The organism is Bartonella sp. AP30XZML (assembly GCF_042195945.1).
In the GTDB taxonomy this organism is placed as follows: domain Bacteria; phylum Pseudomonadota; class Alphaproteobacteria; order Rhizobiales; family Rhizobiaceae; genus Bartonella.
Window position 1 is genome coordinate 78,616 of record NZ_JBHIPJ010000036.1, and the last position, 19,361, is coordinate 97,976.

General features: G+C 39.8%; 18 protein-coding genes and 1 pseudogene. 3 read left to right on the top strand and 16 right to left on the bottom strand.

Annotation, left to right across the window (positions count from 1 at the left end):
• The first annotated feature begins 18 nt into the window (after window positions 1-18).
• Window positions 19-918 (top strand): bifunctional methylenetetrahydrofolate dehydrogenase/methenyltetrahydrofolate cyclohydrolase FolD, encoded by a 900-nt coding sequence (gene folD, locus ACFIL2_RS02675; protein ID WP_375680406.1) that lies wholly within the window; start codon window positions 19-21, stop codon window positions 916-918.
• A gap of 60 nt (window positions 919-978) precedes the next feature.
• Here folD and edd read toward each other — a convergent pair whose 3' ends face one another.
• From edd to ACFIL2_RS02710, 7 genes are all read right to left on the bottom strand, one after another.
• Window positions 979-2,802 carry a phosphogluconate dehydratase gene (gene edd / locus ACFIL2_RS02680; protein WP_375680407.1) on the bottom strand — a complete coding sequence of 608 codons (1,824 nt, stop codon included), beginning with the start codon at window positions 2,800-2,802 and terminating at the stop codon, window positions 979-981.
• A 55-nt stretch (window positions 2,803-2,857) separates the two neighbouring features.
• Window positions 2,858-3,610, bottom strand: a complete 753-nt coding sequence (gene pgl, locus ACFIL2_RS02685; protein WP_375618432.1) for a 6-phosphogluconolactonase — start codon at window positions 3,608-3,610, stop codon at window positions 2,858-2,860.
• 10 nt (window positions 3,611-3,620) lie between these two features.
• Entirely contained in the window at window positions 3,621-5,093 is a 1,473-nt protein-coding gene (gene zwf, locus ACFIL2_RS02690; protein ID WP_375680408.1) for a glucose-6-phosphate dehydrogenase, read from the bottom strand.
• A 120-nt stretch (window positions 5,094-5,213) separates the two neighbouring features.
• Window positions 5,214-6,497 carry an NAD(P)/FAD-dependent oxidoreductase gene (locus tag ACFIL2_RS02695; protein ID WP_375680409.1) on the bottom strand — a complete coding sequence of 428 codons (1,284 nt, stop codon included), beginning with the start codon at window positions 6,495-6,497 and terminating at the stop codon, window positions 5,214-5,216.
• A gap of 11 nt (window positions 6,498-6,508) precedes the next feature.
• Window positions 6,509-7,936, bottom strand: coding sequence for a glutamine synthetase family protein (locus tag ACFIL2_RS02700; RefSeq protein WP_375618430.1), 1,428 nt, complete (start codon window positions 7,934-7,936; stop codon window positions 6,509-6,511).
• 458 nt (window positions 7,937-8,394) lie between these two features.
• On the bottom strand, window positions 8,395-8,610 hold the full coding sequence (locus ACFIL2_RS02705) for a class I SAM-dependent methyltransferase (RefSeq protein WP_375636605.1): 216 nt from the start codon (window positions 8,608-8,610) through the stop codon (window positions 8,395-8,397).
• Between the two features lie 217 nt (window positions 8,611-8,827).
• Window positions 8,828-9,523: a hypothetical protein gene (locus tag ACFIL2_RS02710; protein ID WP_375633533.1), complete on the bottom strand. Its 696-nt coding sequence runs from the start codon at window positions 9,521-9,523 to the stop codon at window positions 8,828-8,830.
• Window positions 9,524-10,504: 981 nt separating this feature from the next.
• On the opposite strand from ACFIL2_RS02710, the gene ACFIL2_RS02715 reads away from it, so the two are divergent.
• Window positions 10,505-11,284, top strand: coding sequence for a hypothetical protein (locus ACFIL2_RS02715; RefSeq protein WP_375633531.1), 780 nt, complete (start codon window positions 10,505-10,507; stop codon window positions 11,282-11,284).
• Between the two features lie 10 nt (window positions 11,285-11,294).
• Window positions 11,295-12,515, top strand: a complete 1,221-nt coding sequence (locus tag ACFIL2_RS02720; RefSeq protein ID WP_375636608.1) for an MFS transporter — start codon at window positions 11,295-11,297, stop codon at window positions 12,513-12,515.
• A gap of 825 nt (window positions 12,516-13,340) precedes the next feature.
• Here ACFIL2_RS02720 and ACFIL2_RS02725 read toward each other — a convergent pair.
• The 9 genes and pseudogenes from ACFIL2_RS02725 to ACFIL2_RS02765 form a co-directional block, all read right to left on the bottom strand.
• A complete protein-coding gene (locus tag ACFIL2_RS02725) occupies window positions 13,341-13,484 on the bottom strand; it encodes a hypothetical protein (RefSeq protein WP_375633529.1) in 144 nt (47 codons plus the stop codon).
• Window positions 13,481-13,888, bottom strand: a pseudogene (locus ACFIL2_RS02730) (hypothetical protein). Before ACFIL2_RS02730 ends, ACFIL2_RS02725 begins: the two are co-directional and overlap by 4 nt.
• Before the next feature lie 270 nt (window positions 13,889-14,158).
• Window positions 14,159-14,326, bottom strand: a complete 168-nt coding sequence (locus tag ACFIL2_RS02735; protein WP_375633528.1) for a hypothetical protein — start codon at window positions 14,324-14,326, stop codon at window positions 14,159-14,161.
• Window positions 14,327-14,574: 248 nt separating this feature from the next.
• Window positions 14,575-14,700 (bottom strand): NADPH-dependent FMN reductase, encoded by a 126-nt coding sequence (locus tag ACFIL2_RS02740; protein ID WP_375633527.1) that lies wholly within the window; start codon window positions 14,698-14,700, stop codon window positions 14,575-14,577.
• A gap of 341 nt (window positions 14,701-15,041) precedes the next feature.
• Window positions 15,042-16,385 (bottom strand): MATE family efflux transporter, encoded by a 1,344-nt coding sequence (locus ACFIL2_RS02745; protein ID WP_375680410.1) that lies wholly within the window; start codon window positions 16,383-16,385, stop codon window positions 15,042-15,044.
• Window positions 16,386-17,190: 805 nt separating this feature from the next.
• Window positions 17,191-18,099 (bottom strand): MFS transporter, encoded by a 909-nt coding sequence (locus tag ACFIL2_RS02750; RefSeq protein WP_375639992.1) that lies wholly within the window; start codon window positions 18,097-18,099, stop codon window positions 17,191-17,193.
• Between the two features lie 158 nt (window positions 18,100-18,257).
• Window positions 18,258-18,380, bottom strand: a complete 123-nt coding sequence (locus ACFIL2_RS02755; RefSeq protein WP_375639991.1) for a hypothetical protein — start codon at window positions 18,378-18,380, stop codon at window positions 18,258-18,260.
• 138 nt (window positions 18,381-18,518) lie between these two features.
• A complete protein-coding gene (locus tag ACFIL2_RS02760) occupies window positions 18,519-18,689 on the bottom strand; it encodes a hypothetical protein (protein ID WP_375633523.1) in 171 nt (56 codons plus the stop codon).
• Window positions 18,690-18,754: 65 nt separating this feature from the next.
• On the bottom strand, window positions 18,755-19,249 hold the full coding sequence (locus ACFIL2_RS02765; protein WP_375634713.1) for a hypothetical protein: 495 nt from the start codon (window positions 19,247-19,249) through the stop codon (window positions 18,755-18,757).
• Window positions 19,250-19,361: the final 112 nt, after the last annotated feature.

Below are 19,361 nucleotides of genomic sequence, written 5' to 3' on the forward strand. Positions count from 1 at the left end.
TACCGAAAGGATCTCTGAATGAATAATATTATCGACGGAAAAAAACTTGCTGAAGAGATTATTGCGAAAGTTAAGGCCGAAACAGCAAAGCTCCGCCATCACTATAATATACAACCTAGTATCGCTGTTATTATCGTTGGAGATGATCCTGCAAGTCAAGTATATGTCACCTCAAAAAATAAAAAAGCCGAAGAATGTGGGTTTCTTTCAATCAAACATGTCGTTTCCAAAGAAACGCAAGAAAAAGAACTCCTTCAACTTATTGCAACATTAAATTCTGATCCCAAAATTCATGGTATTTTGGTACAGCTGCCTCTCCCTGCTCATATGAATACAAATCGCATAACACAAGCCGTTGCTTTCCAAAAAGATGTTGATGGTTTTCATTATATTAATGTAGGAAAACTCGCGGCAAATGCACTTGAAGATGCAATTATTCCCTGCACTCCAGCTGGTGCCATGATGATGATTGAACAACACTGTGGACGAGATTTATCTGGACTTGATGCTGTCGTTGTTGGACGCTCTAATATTGTTGGAAAACCTATGGCTGCCCTTTTAACAGCAGCCAATGCCACTGTGACAATTGCCCATAGTCGTACCCGTGACCTTGATGATGTGTGTCGAAGCGCTGATATTCTCGTAGCTGCTGTAGGCCGCCCACAAATGATTAAAAAAGACTGGGTGAAAAATGGTGCAATTGTTATTGATGTCGGTATTAACCGCGTTGCTGCACCAGAAAAAGGTATAGGGAAAACACGTCTTGTTGGTGATGTCGATTTTGAAAATGTAAAAGAAAAAGCTGCTGCGATCACCCCTGTTCCAGGAGGCGTTGGACCAATGACAATTGCCATGCTTATGGTTAATACACTCAAAGCCGCTGCGCGATCACACAATCTTCCTATACCAAAATTCTAAGAATTGTAACAATTCATTTTGCATGGTTTCATTGCACATGATTTACCATTTTTACATTCGTCATGTCATAAAAACAGATGCCCCTTGATCTGCACGATTAACGGATTGACGAAACACATGAAAAAGTTCGCGTCCAACACCATGTTCATTTTTTGAAAGATCAGGAGACGTGGTTGTTCGCGCGTTAAATTTTGCTAAATCTTCCAAAAGAGTTAATTTACCCCCATGAACATCAAGGAAAACAATGTCACCATCCTGCAAACGTGCAATGGGGCCATTATCCACTGCTTCTGGTGTCACATGGAGAGCAGCAGGAATTTTTCCTGACGCTCCTGACATACGCCCATCGGTTATCAATGCTACCTTTTGACCGCGATCTTGTAAAACGCCTAAAATGGTCGTTAATTTATGAAGCTCTGGCATACCATTGGCTTTTGGTCCTTGATAGCGAATGACAGCGATAAAGTCTTTATTATGCAACACTCCAGATTTAAAAGATTTTTGTAGTTCCTCTTGATCATTAAAAACAAAGACTGGTGCTTTAATCTGCCAATACTCTGGTTTAACAGAGGAAACTTTTATAATAGCTGTTCCCAAATCTCCTGATAAAACACGAAGACCACCATCAAGCTGAAATGGCTTTCTCCACCCCGCTAACACCTTATGATCACCACTTTCCTTAAGAGCCGCTTCACGTACCACATGACCATCAGCAGAAAGCTTTGCTTCAATTGCATAAGCATTGAGATCTTTACCAAAAACCGTAGAGACATCTTCATGTACCAAACCTGCCTCGATAAGCTCGCGAATAATAAATCCCATTCCCCCCGCAGCATAAAAATGATTAATATCTGCTAAACCGTTAGGATAAATGCGCGCTAAAAGAGGCACAACGGATGAAATTTCTGCAATATCATGCCATGTCAATTTAATACCGCAAACAGCAGCCATAGCAATCAAATGAATCGTATGATTGGTAGAACCTCCTGTTGCATTTAATCCTACAATGGCATTCACAAAAGAACGCTCATCAATGATCATACCAAGTGGACTATAATGATCACCAAGATCTGTCATTTCAAGTACACGTTTCGTAGCTTCTTTTGTTAAAGCATCACGCAATGGTGTATTCGCATTAATAAAAGAAGCTCCCGGCATATGAAGCCCCATCATCTCCAGTATTACCTGATTAGAGTTAGCTGTTCCATAAAATGTACATGTTCCTGGCCCATGATAAGAACGTGCTTCTGATGCTAAAAGTGTTTGGCGATCTATTTTATTTTCCGCGTAAAGTTGACGTATCTTCGCTTTTTCATCATTACCTTGACCACTTGTCATGGGACCAGCTTCTATAAAAATTCCTGGTAAATGACCAAATGTTAGTGCACCAATCAATAAACCTGGTACAATTTTATCACACACCCCAAGATACAATGCTGCATCAAAGACATCGTGTGATAAGCTTATAGCTGTCGCCATTGCAATTACTTCACGCGAAAAAAGGGAAAGCTCCATCCCCGCATTTCCCTGTGTAACACCATCGCACATCGCGGGAACACCACCTGCAACCTGTGCAACACCACCAGCCATACGGGCCGACTCTTTAATTAAGTGAGGAAACTTTTCAAAAGGTTGATGCGCTGAAAGTATATCGTTATATGCCGTGATAATGCCAATATTCCCAACGATATTTCCCTTCAAACGCTCTTTATCTATTGCACCACAAGCAGCAAAGCCATGAGCCTGATTGGCACATCCTAAAAAACTCCGTTTGGGGCGATGAACTTGTGCTTTTGCAATACGATCTAAGTAAATTTCTCGTGTTGATCGAGAACGTTCATAAATCCTTCGTGTAACTGTGGCAATTGTCTTGGAAAGTGCCATATTTCTCTCCCCCTTTCATTGTTTCTTCCCCTCATTCATTGAGAGAGATTACGTTTTATTCACCTTGTGTCGCATACTTTGATTCACTTATTTCATTTTCTGCAGGCGACCAATAAACCTGAACAAGATGAGGGGAATTACGCAAAATTGCCCGAATAGGCATTTCTATTTCAAACCCGTCTTGACAAGCTTCTTCAAAACAATCGCGTTTCTGAAAACCTTCGAAATGGAGAATAATACAACGAGATTGCATAATAACTGGCAAAGTTAGTGAGAGTCTTGGCTCAACAGCACTCTTAGCATGAAGGGGTAAAACAAGTGCTTGTGTTCGTAAATCAAGCGCTTGCTTTAAACGATCAGCATCAGGAAAAAAAGATGCCGTATGTCCATCCTCCCCCATTCCTAAAACAACAACATCAAAGGGTTTAGGCAAAGTATTAACACGACTCGCCGCTGAAAAAGCAGCAAGTTCAGCAGTAATTGCTTTATGATAAAGCCCTACAAAACGTGCTTTTTCGGCAAAATTTTGTAACAAATGACACCGTACCATATATTCATTTGAACGTTCATCGTGTGTAGGGACAAAACGTTCATCGACCAAAGTGATAATGATCTTTTGCCAATCAATATCCGCTTTTGACAAATAATGAAAAAACAATTCTGGTGTTTTACCACCAGACACCGCTAAAACTGCTCTCTTGCGCTCAAGAACAGATACACTAAGCTCTGCGGCTACTCGATCTGCTAATGCCAAGGCTAAAGTCTGAGGGGTTTCAAAATCTAAACGGTCAATATTCATTCTATACATACTTATTGCTCTAAACTAAATTGTTCCATATACGCCCATCACGTTCCATGAGGCTCATCGAAGCAGACGGCCCCCACGAACCAGCGTTATAACTGTGAACAGGCTGTTTTATTGCTTCCCATCCCTCAATGATTGGATCAATCCAACGCCAAGCAGCCTCAACTTCATCACGACGCATAAACAGTGTTTGATCTCCACGAATAACATCCATTAATAAACGTTCATAAGCATCAGGATTACGTTCAGAAAATGCGGAAGCAAAACTCATGTCTAATGGAATGTGACGAAACCGCATACCGCCATAACTTGGATCCTTAATCATCAACCATTGTTTTACACCTTCATCAGGTTGGAGACGAATTACAAGCCGATTAGAAAAAATTTCATCTAAATCCACATTAAAAATATTATGAGGAATAGGTTTAAAAACCACAACAATTTCAGACATTCGCGTGAACATGCGCTTACCTGTTCGTAAATAAAAAGGCGTATTAGCCCAACGCCAGTTATCAATCTTAACCTTAAGTGCTACAAATGTTTCACTCTTACTCACTCTTCCCAGATCATCAAAATAGGACTCTACCGATATACCATTTGATAGACCAGAAAGATACTGCCCACGTACAGTATGCTGCCCTACATTATGGACATCAAGCGGTGTTAAAGAATGTAAAACTTTAAGTTTTTCATCGCGCACAGCATTAGCACTGTTAGTAAATGGTATTTCCATCGCAACCAAACAAAGTAATTGTAGCATATGGTTTTGAACCATATCGCGTAGAGCACCAGTGCTTTCATAATATTCTGTACGCCCCTCTAACCCCAAAGATTCAGCAACGGTTATTTGAACATGATCAATATAATTGGAGTTCCATAGCGGTTCATAAAGTGTATTAACAAACCGCAATGCCATTAAATTTTGAACAGTTTCCTTCCCAAGATAATGATCAATACGAAAGATCTGCTCTTCATTAAAGGCGCTTGCAAATACATCATTAAGTGAAACAGCTGTTTTTACATCACAACCAATTGGCTTTTCAATGATAATCCGTGTTTGTGCTGTCACCAAATCATTTTTTTCCAACTTCATCGCAATATCAGCAAAAAGTAACGAACCAACAGCCAAATAAAAAGCTCGAATATCCGCTGAATCTTGTGACAGAAGAAGGGCTAAATCCTCCCACCCTCGATTTGAGGAAACATCAACAGAAACATAGCTTAAACGTGCAAGAAAACGATTGAGTTCTGTTGAATTGAGATCTTTTGGATGGATATGTTTTTCTAAAGAAATGCGGACAAAATTTTGATATTCTTCACAACTTAAGAAAGTGCGCGAAACCCCAATAATACGTGTTGGCTCACTGAATTGCCCAGCACACTGACAATGATACAAAGCCGGCAAAAGCTTGCGCAACGCCAGATCACCATTGCCACCAAAAACAATACAATCAAAGGAAGAAACTGGAATAATTTTACGCACCATGAACTTGTTTATTTTTCTATTCGATTATGAAATCCCATATCACTTATAAAAGCTTTCATCATTAAAGCAGACAGATACTAAATAAGCCATTAATTTTCTTCATTTCAAGCAATGTTTCCATTAAAGGCGATCCAATAAAGAAAACCAACGCATTGCTAAAAATATAAGCGGATAACGCAAAACTCTTCCTCCCGGAAAAGATGAAATCTTTAAGTCTTGGAAATAGGAAAAACGTTCATATTTTCCAGTTAACCATTCTGCGTATAATTTTCCCACGAAAGGAGCCAGCATAACGCCATGCCCTGAATAACCACCACAATAAGTCATCCTTGAAAAAATTTGGCGAACATAGGGCATGCGTTCAACTGTGATGGCAACCGTTGCTCCCCACCGATGGCTTAAATTGATAGAATGTAATTGAGGATAAATTTCAACAATTTGCCGTTTTATACGTTCATCTAAATTTAGAGGATGCTTATTATCATAACTTTCTACACCACCAAATAAGAGACGATTATCAATGCTTTTGCGAAAATAGCGAACCATAAAACGGGAATCATCAACCGATTCCCCCCCTATAAGAATTGAACTATGCTTTGGTAATGGGTCCGTTGCTCCAATATAAGAGCGAATAGAAACAATATTTTTTTCAATAAAACGCTCCAGACCAAGTTTATACCCATTTGTTGCAAGTAAAACATGCTCTGCTGTTACACTACCTTTTTCTGTTATTACTTTCCAATGTGCTCCCTTGCGCCTTACGGTCGTTACTTGTGACTTCTCATAAAGCTTAGCACCAGCATCTTGTGCTCTTTTTGCCAACCCAATAATCAATTTTAAGGGATTTATATGACCGGTATCCGCATCATAAATACCACCACAATAAAAAGTTGATCCAAGTCGCTCAAATGTTTCAGCCTTATCCATAAAAGTAAGTGCGTGATAGCCATAACGCTGCATCGCCTCAATATGCTGTTGATAAGAGAGAAGCTCACGCCTTTTATGAGTTACAGAAAGCTGTCCTCCTATCAAATCACAAGGACAATTAGGCATTGCGCATAAAGCTAAAATATCTCTTTTAGCTTCTTCTGCTAAATCAAATAGAGCTTTACTTCGCTCAAAACCATACTTTTTTTCTAATGTTTCTACCCATTGCCGTTGCCCTGTTCCCAGCTGTCCACCATTGCGCCCTGAAGCACCATCACCAAAACGTGATGCTTCAGATAAAACAACATCTACTCCAGCCTTGGCTAAATGATAAGCAGCCGAAAGACCCGTAAATCCGCCTCCAATAATGACCACATCACACTGTCTGTTTTCACAAAAAGAAGGATAAGAGGGACGTTCTCTTAAAGCATCTTCATACCAAGAAATTCCTGGAGAAATTGAATTATAATCAATCATCGTCATAAAATTTAAACATTCAGCAGGAGATATTCACGCTCCCACGGACTGATTACTTCCATAAAAGTTTCAAACTCTTGTCGTTTGATTGCAGCATAAGTACTTACAAACACATCCCCTAAAATAGCACGTATCACTGTATCTTGTTCAAACAAATTGACTGCCTCAATGAGCCCACGCGGTAACTCAATATTATCAGCGTTTACATTATTTATCGCTGGCTCATCCGGCTCAATTTTTTGTTGCAAACCAATAAGACCACACGCTAAAGAAGCCGCAAGGGCTAAATAAGGATTCGCATCTGATGAAGGAAGCCTATTCTCAACACGTCGCGCTTGAGGAGCAGAACGGGGAACTCGAAAAGCTGTAGTACGATTATCATATCCCCACCGCAAATTAACAGGAGCCGAATTATCAGGGACAAGACGTCGATAAGAATTCACATAAGGCGCAAGCATCACAAGTACGCCTGGCATATGTTTTTGCAATCCACCAATAAAATGGCGAAAACAGATACTTTCTTCACCATTTTCCTGTGTAAAAATATTCATACCGGTTTTCTTATCAACAACCGATTGGTGAATATGCATAGCAGAACCCGGCTGCCCTTGAATGGGTTTTGCCATAAAAGTTGCATACATATTATGTTTTAGTGCTGCTTCACGAATTGTTCGTTTAAACATAAAAACTTGATCCGCTAATTCAATAGGATCACCATGACGTAAATTGATTTCAAACTGTCCTGCTCCTTCTTCATGAATGAGGGTATCAATTTCCAATCCTTGTGCCTCTGAAAATTGATAAATATCATCAATCAAATCATCGAATTCATTAACACCAGCAATGGAATACCCCTGTCCACCACCAATTGAACGCCCAGAACGACCAACCGGTGGAACTAACGGATAATCAGGATCGGGATTTTTTTGTACCAAATAAAACTCAATTTCTGGTGCCACAACAGGGCTTAAACCCATTTTTGTGTAAAAATGAACCACTGTTCGTAAAACATTGCGTGGTGTGTAATCCACAACCTGACCATTTTGATACACAAGATCACAAATCACCTGTGCCGTAGGAGCATCTTCCCATGGAACAATGCTTAACGTAGAAAGATCAGGCTCAAGGCGTAAATCACCATCTGCTTTAGGATATTCAAAACCATGACCATCTTCCGGATAATCCCCTGAAATTGTTGCCATAAAAACTGCTGAAGGCAATGCCAATGATGTTTCCGATGTAAATTTTTTAGAAAGCATCATCTTGCCCCGTGGTACCCCTGCTTGATCAGGCGTAATACATTCAATATCCTCTACCTTACGAAAAGCAAGCCATTGTGAAACTTGTTCCCAATTGCGCACACCACGTAAACTTTTGAGAAAACGAGAGACAGGTTTAAAATTCTTACTTTTCGTTTGTTTACCATTTTTTACAGCCATAACATACCAACTTTAAAAACAATCAAGTCCTATTCTTATTGTATCAGCCCATGCATAAACGACACGAAAAAAATTTATCAACTGATATTTTTGAAGAATACTATAAGATCTATCAAGGTAAAAGAACTTTACGCTCAAAAAGCTATCCTATCACCATAGTGAAAAAATTGATATTGCACCCGATACATCGGTGCGAACCTTCTCCTTATATAAAATAGCGAGAAATACCATATTGTACGTAACCTAATTCCGATTCAAATAATCATATATAAGCAAACATTGACGAGAATAATAAAGGCGAGATATTTAATTTCCTTTTGGTTGTAGCAATGCTTCATATTAAAAGAAAAGAAACTTTTCTTTTAATATGAAGCAAGTTTTGTAACTCTATTGTTATCCACATAGAAGTAAACACCCTAGGATGGTGAGTAGCCTTTACAGCTAGTGCTTACAAACACTCACCCCGCCATAATATGCGTAAATGTATTTTCAGGATAAGTCATACGCTCAGCATTTCCGACATGAAACTTAACCATCGTCTGCATAACAGAGCTATCAACCTTGTTCTGAGCGGATGGTACAGACTCTGCACTTATATCAATTCCCACCGCTTGACATTGCACTTCGCACACAATATTTAGAGCTGAGAATCTAGTAGAGCATACCAAATCCAATAGATAGGATTTTTTGCTAATTGCGCCATGCGTGATCCAACATTTGATAGTTTCCAGCCCACTAGGAGGTGTGTTATTTATATCTAAAAAGCCAAAAAATCAGGATATGAGAACACAATAATATCAATTTCCTTTGAACTAACGTCCTTTACGTCGATCTTTCACTATCGTAAAATCTTTTTTGTATCAGTTACTTTCACATACTTTGACTTATGATCTAGTGATACTGTGCAGATTGAGCACACATCCCCAGAGCCCAGATTATAATTAAGTTCGTACCATTCTGTTCTTTTATAGAGCTAATATTTGAGAATAAATAACCATAATCTTTAGATATAATACGCCTAGGTTTAATAATTACCGTAAGCTTATGTAAATCACAACCCAATTGTGATAATGCCTCATAAATTTTACGAGGGTATTCGTCATTGACCGTCACGGCATCGCAAAATGCTGTGGAAGTCGGATATCCTCCGCCTAGACTGATAAAACTTTTTTGATCCTTCAATGCGTAAATATCCTTTCCAGCCTTAGTTAAGGTGGATACTATTAACTCAGTCGAATTCAAATTAGAGCCCACATGCAAAGGCACCCCATTAAGCCTAATCCTATTGGATTCTAGCAAAGATAATGCGGCACGTAACTTCGCCGCAGTCATACCAAAACACGATCTATCCCCGTTTGCCAGTACATGGCACAATCTCAATGAGATTTTAGGTAATATGTCAAAATGGCGTGCAAGAGTGATGATGTCATGTAATTCGATAATATTATCACACTGGATATTTATATGTTTTCTAATAGATAATTCTATCTCTTCTCGAAGTTTTACAGGGATATTAAAAAATGTATCTCTACCTTTAAAACCATCTTTTTGCGCTAATGATATTTCATAACCAGACGCAAATTCCAAATCCCAGCAACATAACAAAGATACCCCGCACGTCCATTAAAATACCCTGCTTTTTCTCGCCCTAGGCATTCATAGCCCGACCGCGTAAAACAGGATACCAATTACAATATCAGACCATAAGGCTGCAAGAGAAAGTTCTTTTATATTTTTATCTTTACATTGCCTCTTAAACAAGCTCATCTGTTCATATAATGAGTTATATGTATAATACATATAACTTCTACAAAAGGAGGATTCATTATGTTCCGTAAAAATCTTTGGTAATACACTCGGATGATTGGATCACCTGTCGCCCGTCAATAATATAGTGCGAGTTAAGAAATTGGGGGAGGTAAGCTATGCAACTCGTGGATCATCCTTTTGTGAAGTTCGATCAACTCAAGCCGATTTACAACTTCACATATCCGTTATTTCGCACTATTTCAAATGAATTTTACGATTACCTAGACTTTAATAAACTAGCGCAAAGTAAGCAGATTCCACAAGCGCGTACCATTTCTCTTTATTTGCATATTCCCTTTTGCGAAACCATCTGTTCCTTCTGTCCCTTTCAGAAAGGGGCCTACAAGCACGTTAAGCAAATCGAATCTTATATGTCAGCGCTTACCACAGAGATCAGAACCAAAGGAAATTTCATTCGCTCGCTTAGAGGGCCCATCCGCAGCATCTATATAGGGGGGCGGCACACCGTCGCTTTTGTCCGCAGATAATATCCGACACATCGGAAAAGTATTGCATGCCGAATTTGAGCTCTCTTCCTTAACCGAATTTACACTGGAAAGCGAACCGAAGAGCGTCATACGTGATAAACTTTATGCTGCCCGTGAGATCGGCGTTAACTGAATCAGCTTCGGCATACAGAGTTTCATTGAGCGTTTCCGATCATTGTTTAACCTCACCTCAACACGTGAACAAATCAACAATACCGTGGCTTGATCACAAGACATAATTGGACATGTCGGTTTCAACCTACTATATGGCATGCACAGCCAGCAAGCTGAAGAACTATTATACGATTTGAAGCAAGCCAGCGAGCTTCACCCTGAAACCATCAACCTCTATGCAATCAACAATCTGGCTATCACGTCGCAACTGCATAAGTCTTACGCACAAAAAGGGCTAAAACCGTCCAGCCTACAGCATCGACAGATGCTTCGATTATTTAGCGATATCGTTATGCGCAGCTGCGGCTATGCGCCGTGTAATGGGCATTCCTATATCAAAATTGCCAATAACACTCCTCTAACGCTCGCTAAAACGAGTTCAGCTAATTATTTCCGCTATCACAAATATTTGCATGGTTATCATGACAATTATGTGGTTGGCTTTGGGGCGTCAGCACTGTCGATTCTCGGCTCACTCGTCACACGAGCCAATCCCAGTCGAAGCGGATACATTACCGACATACAACTTAAAGGAAAATCCAAAGTATACTACAATTGGGTATCAGCGGAGCAACAAGCCTCCAAAGCTTTGTGTATGCGGCTACCTTATAACGGCTATGCCAAAAAAGAAAGAATTGACTGGACCGCACTTCCCTCTTTCGTATACAATAACCTACAACAGCTCATAGGTGCAGGTCTCATCGCAGAAAGTGATAACAATCTCCAGCTGACTCAGCGTGGTTGGCAATGGTATTCCAACCTTATGTATTTTCTTCTACCTCAGGAAGACAGGAATATCTTGGACGACTATGTCGCAAACATGCTGAATACAACCGCCGTACTTGATGGAACAGCGGAAACCTGTGTGGCATCTTAAGGAGAACAGAATGTTCACGCTTTTTGCCAACAAGAACATACGCTATTTTTGCCTAACCGTTAGTCTGCTCGCCTTACTCAGCGGTGCTTTGCGCACTGCCATCCCGCTATTAGCAAGACAATCTGGATATGGCATAATCGGAGTAAGTTGGGCGCAAGGTCTCTTTTCATTAGCGTGGCCAATTTTCGGCATCCTTGCAGGCGCTTTACTTGATCGCTGCGACAAAATAAAACTTGCCACCTCGGCTCTCTTCATCTTCATGCTACTGCATATTGTCCTGTTCGTACTGCTCATGATACAGATTACTCCAACCGAACAAATTTTCTTCTATGCAACCATTGCTGGATTCATCGTCGTTTCTGCCGAAGCTTATATAATGACGATTCCACCACTTATCATGGAGGGAGAGCGATTGATGACCTTCTACTCTATTGTCTTGTTTTTAGATTTCGGGGTCTCCTATTTTCTTGCCCCTGTCATAACAAGCAGCATTTTAGCGCATAGCACACTGCTATTTCTCGGCCTGTTAATCGTGCTTTTTATCACATTGATTTTTACCGCTCGCCATGCTGTTCCGACATCGCCAACACCTGATAAAGAAAACATCACTTTCCGTTATATCATTGCCGGCTTTCATTTCATTTTTTCAAATCGGCATCTTACCTCCCTTACATTACTCACATTCTTTCTATCGGTGGTATTTGGAGCATTCCTAACCTCATTCATCTTCTTCGTTACCGACAGTCGGTATCTGGGCCTACATAGCAGCCAATATGGCGTGATGTTTGCAGCCTACGCGCTTGGTACAATGGCAGGTGCCTTATTTGCACCGCATATACGTTATGCACCGGTGCGCCTAGCTGTTCTCACTGACGGTTTAGGAACGGTTGTCTTGCTGTTGATTCCAGCCTTTTCAAAAAGTGCTGTCGTCGTATGGGGCGTCACCTTTATCGCTGGCATTGGAGCAAGCTTATGGTTTATTGGTGTTACCGCCTTCAGGCAGCGCCTCACACCAAAGCAACTTCTCGGGCGAGCTAATTCTGCTTTTCGAGTGATAGGCTATGCTGGAACGCCGGTCGGAAGCTTTTTGGTCGGCGTCCTTGGTTCTTTTATATCATTGCAGTTTGCTGCCACCTTTATCGCTGGGCTCCTATTGGTGGCTATCGCGATAACGCTTCCATTTCTTTGGCAGGCTGATCATATAAACACACCCAATCCTGCCACGAGGTAACAGCTGCTTTAAAAAAAAGACACGGTCAAAAAAGGCACACATACCCTATTACGCAATCGATTGATCTGTTCTTTGGATGAGAAAATTATCACCATAATGGCTGATAGAGCCAGCGGCACTATAGAAGCAGCCAAACAAACGCTAAAGACAAAACAGCCCCTTTACGTTGCATTGGGCGATGATCCAACGCCTATATGAAGGATGCAGAGAGCTTATAGCGTACGAAGTGCAATTCTTAACTAAAAACTCCGCCCTAGCAATGCCTACTTATACTCCAGTTAATCCGTTACCCGCTGGACATCAAATGCCTCACCCCTTTACTGCTCCTCAAAATACATTTTGCTGCACTTACGCGCCGTATTCTTCCTTTGTAATTAAAAGAGCAGCCCTCCTTTCCTAGTTTAGGATCCCTGCCTACACAATGCAGCAACAGATGCGACCATATATGCATTCACGCCTTAGGACCTGCATAGTAGAAAGCTTAGTTCGAGAGATTCATAAAGCCTATATCCCAATAAATTTGCCGCCCAATCCATCTTTTAAAAGGGCAGTTTTATATAAACCGTTAGAGCAAGCTATGAAATCCTTAGGTGTATTAGAAATAATTGGCGGTTTTTACCTCAGACCAATGTTGATTGACTTTTACTCGTGCATATACGCAAGCGGTGCTACTCTTTTCTTAGATAGAAAGGACATAATCGTTACCATCTGACCTATTATTGTTTGAAAATAAAAAAAAGTATCAGTGCGACTGATGATATTGAAGAGCTATCTCATTATGTGGCTGTACTTAATTACGGCATTATTACGGCATTGGGAAGCTAGTCACGCAATCACCCGTTTCTGCGCGCCTTCTGCATGATATTCATAAGATTTTATTACGCGATAAACGCGGTACGTCCAAAAGCCTTGGCGAATTTCGCAAAGCACAAAATTAGCTTGGTGGTACGCAACTAAAGACAGCGTCATTCGTGCCGCCCACTCCTACCACAGCCCCCCACTCTCTCTACCACCACCCCCCGCTTAGAATCGCGCCAACTCATCACCAGTGCCTCGTTAAACACCACACCAGTCTCAAGGGCGGTAAAATGCGCCTTGCCGCATTTAATCTTCAGCATTTCTTTAAGGCGCAAATCAAACTCGCTATTCGTTCCTTTTGTTTCCAGTACAAAATAAAGCTTTTGCGCGCCATCTCACTCTAAAAAAACCGCCCAATCAGGCGTATAAGAACCAATGGGAGTGGCTATTTTTAAATTTCTTGGCAGTTTAAAAAACAATCTTACATCAGAGTCATTATCAAGATTTTGCGCAAACTCTTTCTCAATACGGCTCTCACAAATCACATGATCATAAACACTTTTCTCATTGACCACCGCCGGCCATATGATCGCCTTTTCCGACCTAATTTACAGATGTGGGATCAATCTTATTATGATGCGCACATCCAGAGATTATTTTATCCTCTGCATTAGAACCAAAAACATGAACAATACGCAAGCAGCTTCGGTAAGAAGACCAACCGTTCAATCTCAACCTACACGAAAATGCATGTGCAGGCGAATGCCCCCCATAATATGCAATATTTCAAGCCCGTCTATAGTGGTATCCCTTTTTAAAATTGTGCCTATGGCTTATAATAATCTTCAAAATATACATTTAGCCCTTGTCTGAAATAACTCAATTTTGGATTGATGAGAACGAAAACGCGCTGCGATAATCACGTTGTTCAGCCCTAATAACCGGCACAAGGGAGCCAATATTCCTGTACCACCAACGACTAAATAACGGTATTTCCTATCAATTTTGATCATATCCTCCACCCTTATTATTTTAAAATTTGTACATTTTATCAGCAAGATGTGCGCAGCAAACCCGTACATTTGCGCTGCTAAGTCTCCATGTACGGACTGCATTCTCAGACACAAAATCATCTTTAGCTGAAGCAACTTGATATTGCAGTGCCTGTCCATAAAGCATATGCACAATTAGTACCAAATATACACATGGCAGTGCGCATTTTTGGTTGTATTGTCATGAGAGAAAAGACCAAAAGCTTTATCTAAAAAGCATCATAATCTAAATTATCAAGAGCATTTTTCAATCCCCCTGAATAAGACCCGTGATAAACAGGGCTTGCAAGAATAACATCATCAGCGTCTGCGATTGTTTTGACAAATGTATACACTTTAGCATCGCAATGGTAATAACTTATAAAAACAACAACTTTTTTAAATGCCTCCTCAACGGCGTATGAATATAAGCACGTTTTTTCTCGTCATTTTTTAAGGTATTAAACTCTTCCAATCTACCGAGCTTACTCTTAAATTGAAGCCGAATGATTTTAATAAATCCATATTATTTTAAAATTCAATAAAGAATATTAAGACTACAATCAAAGGCACTTCTTTTCAATATTAAGCAAGTTTTGTAAGCTATATTGTTATCTCTATAGAAGCAAAACAGCCTCTATGGACGGTGAATAGCTATGCCTTCACAGCTAGTGCTTTACAAGCGCTTTTATAACACTCACTCTGCCCCAAACATAGGATTGCATTTTATTAAATAACCCACGCGCATATAATTAAAGATAGAAACGATTAAGCTTGCACCAATCATGCCAAGCCAATAGCCAATAAAGTCATATTCAAAAAAATGCGCCATTAGCGCTCCCCCCAATAGGACTAACCCCCAATAACTTATTGCTACAACAATTGTTGACCAAAACGTATCAAACAAACCCACAAGTATGCCATTGAGCATAGCTCCTAAAGTGCCAAAAGCAAAAGACAATAAGATGAACGGAAGCAACTCCCAAGAGAAAACAACAACGCGTTCTGAAGAAATATTAAAGATGGTTGTAAGGATGAATCCATAAGAGAGATAAACAATCCCTGATAAAAACAAGACATAAGCTACAGCAAAAACTGTGACACTCATACGCAATTGTTTTAGAGCCATATTATTCCTATCTGCTCTATACCACGCTGCTATTGTCGCGGCTGCGCTGGAAATCCCCAAAGCCACCACAGAAATAAGCATATCGAGACGCATCCCTATCGTATGCGCGGCCAAAGATTCAACCCCATAAGCCGTAATCATAAATGCAATGACCGAAGGAAAGCCCTCCGCAATAAGAATACGTATACCAATGGGTAGCCCTACTCGCAGCAATTTTATTATTCGTGAAATCTCTAACTTTGGTCTCAAATAATTAAAGCGAAAAGAATGAAAAGCAGAATTGCGGGACAAAATTATTGCTGCTGCAATAACAATTAAAATACGGATCAAACTGCTCGCAATTCCTGCACCAAAGACACCTAATCCGCTTGCAGAACCTATACCAAAAATAAGCAGCCAAGAGATAAGAAAATTCACAAGGATAGCCGCAAGCATAACCCAGGTTAAGGGCTTTGGATTACCAATTGCTGACAGTAATCCCCGGCTATTTACATAAAGATAAAAAAACACCACCCCTATAGCAGCGCCACGATTATATTCTTGCGCTATAGTAGCAATTGCCTCATCTTGTCCGAGAAGACACAAAATATTCCTCGTGTTGAGTAAAATGATCGCACTCATCATTCCAATCAAAAGGGAAAGCCATATTCCTTGATCAAACCATGCCTTTAATGCATATCTATCTTGTCTGCGAAAACTTTCCGCAAGTTTTGGTGCAACCGCGGTAATAATACCTAGCCCAAGCAACATAACAAAACTAAATATACTCAGAGCTAACATTGTACCACTCAAGGCTTGCACGCCTAAATGCGCTACAAGCGCTGCATCTGTGAAGGAAATCATCATCTGAGAGATAAACCCTATAGCCAGTGGCATGCCAAGAGATAGCAATTGCTTCATCACAACAAACATTGTGAAATACCCTTCCATATTGAAAGGTGTATTAAGATCGGATCTTTTAAACAAAACACATTGATTTTTTCCGTAAAGCCTTTCCATCGCAAGTCTTGCCTAAAGGATGCATAATGAGAACGCATTACGGTAAGAGGAGATGCCCAGTTCTTAAAAGAGAAGCGCAATGCGCCTTTATTGGTTTTTTGGACTTTATGCCATGCGTTTTTTTTGTACAATATTATGCCCCCAAGCAACTACAGTCATTGATAAAAGATCCTCAGCGAGCCGTTTGTTCGTCTTGTATATCCATTTTTAGTATTTTTAATCAAACTTTTTGGTACTGCAAGTAATACACCTGTGCTAACCTTTGCTTATTCGCTGCTTACATACGTAAAAAACAAAGCCGACCAAGTTGTCAAAAAACACAGGCATTAGCATTTTTACAATCCATTGTGCCTATACACCGATTAAAACAGCTATTAATTTCGACTAAATCCATATAAGATGACCCACACACTATTTTTTCCTGTGTCTTTATGTAAGTCATAGGCAAGTCCCTATTCAACTGTATCTTCACTCTCAAACCTCCTCGTCTTTATTAACTTTTTATCAGTATAAAGCCAAGCCAAATTAAGCGGGATAATTAAACATATACAAACCAAGGCGAAACAAAAAGCTGCTTCTATACAAACATTGTTTGCCAACCAACCAATCAGCACAAGCGCTAAAATACCAAAAATACGAGCAAGAAAACTAACAATGGATAAAACCGTATTTGCATTCTTTTGTTGAATATGTTTAAAAAATTCTGCTTCAAACTGCGTTACGGGGACAGAAAAAAACTGTGAAATACGGTGAATAAAATAATGGGGGCCCAACTGTTTGCAACGAGAAGCAGAGCAAGCATAACAACAGCACTCAGGACTAGTGAATACAAAGTTATCGCCATAGGAGCGTATTTTTGCATAAAATATTTAATTACAAAGCGATTAAATAAGTATTTTACGAGAGTATAAGACACAAAGCACAGGCCAAGAATAAGAATTTTAGTCTTTCCTGTTGCATTGTCTAATACTCCTGTTTGTCCAAAAATAAAAGGTTGCCAAAAATGAAATACTGGCTGCAATGCAGCAACAATAAAACCACATATCAATATATAATATAACCCGATCTTTGAGGTAACTAAATAAGCAAAAGCTTCTGTTGCATGCAACAAAGAACCTGAGTCTATTGGCTGACTATCCGAAACGGATGCAATAGCTATCCCCGTCACCCGACTAAACAAGAATACAAGCACGAGAAACCCGAAAGAACAAAAATAATATGCTGACTGATAATTATCCATACACAAAACAATAAGAACACCTAGCGCACCAGCAACCATATTCATGAATGCCGCTAGTTCCCGTTTATAGGCGTTTACTTGGTGGTAGATCAAATTACCCTTGTAACCACCGCCGTCGATTAAGCCTTTAATCCATGTGCTATCAGCGCCAGAACATAAAGCAAAGCCTAAAGCATAAATAATTTCTGCCAGAATTAAGACAAAAAAATTAGGCGCGTAGATACATAAAAAGAAAAAGAGCGAAAAAAAGAAACATGATAAGATAACATTTTTTTTAACGCCAATTTTATCTCCTAAAATCCCACAAGGCACTTCAAAAATACAAATAGCTGCGCTAAACACAATTTGTAATAAAGCTAACTGTGTTATACTAACGCCCATAGACAAGAAAAAAAGCATGGAAAGAATCTGTAATCAGCCGACCCCCACTCATTGCCGCACAGCCATAGAGCAACTTTTTAACTTCATAATCTATCGTCATTAATATATCCAAAAGCTATAAAGCTGGCGTTTTTTCTGCCGCCAGCTTTATATATTTTAAAATCTCAATTCAGAAGGGCACCTCGAGCAGCCATTTTCTGCTCACTTACTCGGGCTTTGAGCGTAGCAACATCAACACGCTTAATTTTAATTTTTTTCAGTGGATTATACATATTTTTAGTTTTCATAACTTTACCCCCCGTATTAAATGAAAACAATTAAATTTAACATGAAGTGTACATTATAGCTACCTTTTGTCAATTTATTATCTTGATATAAAAAGCTTTGCTCTCCCCCTCACCCACGTTAAGTATTTCATGCACCAATCATTCTGCAACAACCACCGCAGCACTTGGAAACTCATGCGCCCCTTCGGGCAAAGTACGCTTATATTCACGCCAATTTATCACCGGCTGGTCGTTAAACGCAACGCTCGTTTGCAGTGCAGCAAAATGCGCTTTACCGCATTTAATCTTCAGTAATTCTTTAAGGCGCAAATCAAACTCGCTATTCGTTCCTTTTGTTTCCAGTACAAAATAAAGCTTTTGCGCGCCATCTCACTCTAAAAAACCGCCCAATCAGGCGTATAAGAACCAATGGGAGTGGCTATTTTTAAATTTCTTGGCAGTTTAAAAAACAATCTTACATCAGAGTCATTATCGAGATTTTGCGCAAACTCTTTCTCCACACTGCTTTCATAAACCACATGATCATACACACTCTTCTCACTCACAACAGCTGTACGCTCTAAATTTGCCACAAGCTCTTCACTGGTAAAAAGCTCTTGCACACTATATTCTTGCCCGACCAGCTTTAAATATTTAATGCCATCAATTGTAAGATTAACATAGGTTTTATTGAGTATTTCTTCTATGCACTCTAAAAAAGCTTGTGGATTTTTCACAAACTCATGCTCACGACCACTCTTTGTCAAAATACCAATAATTGTCTTTGCGGTTAATTTCAGCTTTAAGGTCAAATAATGTACAATGTTCGGCAGTGCACAAAAACTATAATCAAGCGCACTCTGCTTTAATAACTGCTCTTCATAGGTCACACCAGCACTATCCAGTTCTATCTCTACAAGGCATTGATTTATAATGATAATCTAGCGTTATTCATATTGAATGAGAGTCCCGAATAACCTAAGATTGTCTCATTTTAAATCA